This window comes from Streptomyces sp. S6 (assembly GCF_054880855.1).
On the sequence record NZ_JBTYMC010000533.1, the window covers coordinates 1 to 2515 of the forward strand.

Genomic DNA, 2515 nt, shown 5'->3' on the forward strand with positions numbered 1-2515 from the left:
GCGGGGACGCCGGGCGGCCGGTCGAGGGGGACGAGGCAGCGCAGCAGTGCGACGGCCTCCCCCACCCGTTCCTCGCCGCCGGCCCGCAGCGCCGCCGCTGTCCCCGACCACACCTGCGCCCACTGCTTGCGTCCGGCGTCGTCCAGCACGACCGGCTCCCCGAGCCCCGCGCCGGTGCGCGGTGACCGGGCGGTGCGGTACGGGTGGAGGTCCTCCAGCGGGACGAGGGGGGCGGCGTCCACGAGTCCCGGCAGGGCGTGCGCGGGCAGCCAGGCGGGCGACGCGGACCAGGCGCCGACGCCGGGTTCGGGGTGCACGACGACGTCGGCCTCACCCGTCGCCCTGATCCTCAACCGGCCTTTCCCGTAGGTGACTTCGGCGTCGCCGTCGGTCCGCAGCGCGCCCAGCGACGGCAGCACGAGCAGGCCCTCGCGGGCCGTGAGCCGGGAGGTGAAGTCGAGCCCGGCGCGCACGGCGCAGGCGGCGGCGAGGGCGGCCAGGTGTCCGAGGTGGCGTCGATCGCCCGAGTCGAGGGTGCGGAGGGTGTGCCAGGCCCAGGATCCGGTGAGGGGGTGCAACAGGAGGTCCCGGGTGGGGAGTCGCCGGTCCGCCTGTGTCAGCAGCGCCCACGCCTCCCGTACCGACGGTTCGTCACCCGCCGTCTCCAGCACGGCGCGGACGACGGCCAGTTGCCGGGTGTGCTGGTCGCGGACGAGGGCGTGCAGGGTGGCGGGGTCGGCGGCGGTGCGGCCCAGGGCGGTGATCGCCGCGTCGGAGAGGGTCATGGTGTCCTCCCGGCGGTAGCGGTGAGGCGGTGGGCGGCGTGGTGGATGAAGTGCTGGAGGTCGGCGCAGTAGACGGAGGGGTTGCGAAAGCCGTGGCCCGCCCGGTAGCGGTGGGCGTAGTGGCCGGCTCCGCAGACGGTCAGCAGGGGGCAGGCCCGGCACTCGGCGGCCAGGCTCTCCGCGCCGGCCTGCCGGTCCGCGACCGCCGGGTGGCGCAGGGCCTCGTCGAAGGGGTGCCGGAAGACGTCGAGCCCGGTGCGGGCGGCTCCGTCGTAGGCGGACTTGAGGGCGTCGACCTGCTCGATCGTCCCGTCGGTCTCGACGACGACGGCGTCGAAGGGTTCGAGTCCGAGGGCCTCGGTGCGGGCGCCTCGGCCCAGCAGCAGGGCGAGGCACGCCTCGAAGAGCCGCACCCGGGTCTCCCGCCGTCCGGCGTCCCACCAGCGGTCGAAGACGTCCGCGAGCCACGGGCCGTAAAGGCCCAACTGGTCCGGCGGGGCGGACCAGTTGCCGTGCGGGAGGAGCAGGTCGAGGGCGGGGGGCGACAGGGCGACGAGCGAGTCGTACGTGCGGACCGGGTCGAGCGTCGGGTCGACGACCGTCAGGATCCCCCCGTAGACGTGCGGGAAGCGTTCGGCGAGGAGCCGGGTGCCCCGGATCGCGGCGGGCCAGGAGGGGCGTCCGGCGTGGTCGACGCGGCGCGCGTTGTGCGCGGCGGTGCCGCCGTCGAGGCTGACGCCGACGCGGATCCCGGCGTCGGCGAGAACGGTGAGGCGGCGTGCGGTGAGGAGGGTGGCGTTGGTCTGGACGACCGCGCGCACCGCGCAGCCGTGCGGGACTCGCGCGCGGACGAGGCCGGTGAAGCGGGCGAGGGTGTCCGCACCCGCGAGGAGGGGTTCGCCGCCGTGCAGCACCAGGGAGATCTCGGCGAGCCGGTGGGTGCGGGCGTGCTCGGCGATGCGCGTGGCCGCCTGGTCCAGGACGTCCTCGGAGGCGCGCGCGGGCCGCTCGCGCCAGGTGTCGTCCGGGCCCTCGTACAGGTAGCAGTAGGTGCAGGCGAGGTTGCAGCGGCCGTGCAGTTTGACGATGAACTGCCGGAAAGGGACCGCCAGTCGTGGCGGGGCAGCCGTGCGTCCGGTCACTCGGCACCCCCCATGTGTGCGCGGCGGCACACCACTTCGTGTTCCCGGCATCCGGCCGGACACACCCTCCACCACGCGGATCTGGCCGATTCACGCGGGCGTGTCGACCGAAAGATTCCTGCTGTGGCGTGCCGCCGCGAGCCGACGTCTCACAGCGCGCCGCTTCACAGCGCGCTGACGAACCCCCACAGCATCTCGCTGGGCCGGGCCGCGCGGTCCCTGAGGTCGTCCACCAGTTCGCGCAGCACCGGGTGGTCGACGTTCTTCAGCTCCTCCAGGTCGAGAGTGAGCAGATCGGGCAGTTCCGTGTGCGTGACGTTCATGTTCCGTCCCTCGCTCAATCCAGCGCCGCGAGGCGCTCGGCCGTGTCCTGCGGTGTCGGGCTGTCCGGGACGACGCTGTCCTCGGGCAGTCGCGCCCACTCCCCCCGCGCCGCGCGATACGCCTCCCGGGCGGCGCGGGGCCGGGTGGCCGCTTCATAGGACATACCCCGCCAGTGGTGTGCCTGCGCACGTGTCCTGACGGCTTCCTGGCGGCGCCGCTCGGTCCCGGCCGCGCCCTCCGCTTCCCGGGCCGCCTGTGCGGCGT

The 2515-nt window shown here is 74.8% G+C and carries 3 protein-coding genes and 1 pseudogene; all 4 read right to left on the minus strand.

Features of this window, described 5'->3' with window-relative positions:
• Positions 1–785, minus strand: a pseudogene (locus ACVNF4_RS34815) (HEXXH motif domain-containing protein); the annotation flags it as partial.
• Complete coding sequence (locus ACVNF4_RS34820) at positions 782–1927, minus strand: FxsB family cyclophane-forming radical SAM/SPASM peptide maturase (RefSeq protein WP_461806857.1); 1146 nt, start codon at positions 1925–1927, stop codon at positions 782–784. The gene ACVNF4_RS34820 and the pseudogene ACVNF4_RS34815, both read right to left, overlap by 4 nt.
• Before the next feature lie 164 nt (positions 1928–2091).
• Entirely contained in the window at positions 2092–2250 is a 159-nt protein-coding gene (gene fxsA, locus ACVNF4_RS34825) for an FxSxx-COOH cyclophane-containing RiPP peptide (RefSeq protein ID WP_461806858.1), read from the minus strand.
• Positions 2251–2264: 14 nt separating this feature from the next.
• On the minus strand, positions 2265–2515 hold a 251-nt coding region (locus ACVNF4_RS34830), incomplete at its 5' end, for a hypothetical protein (RefSeq protein ID WP_461806859.1).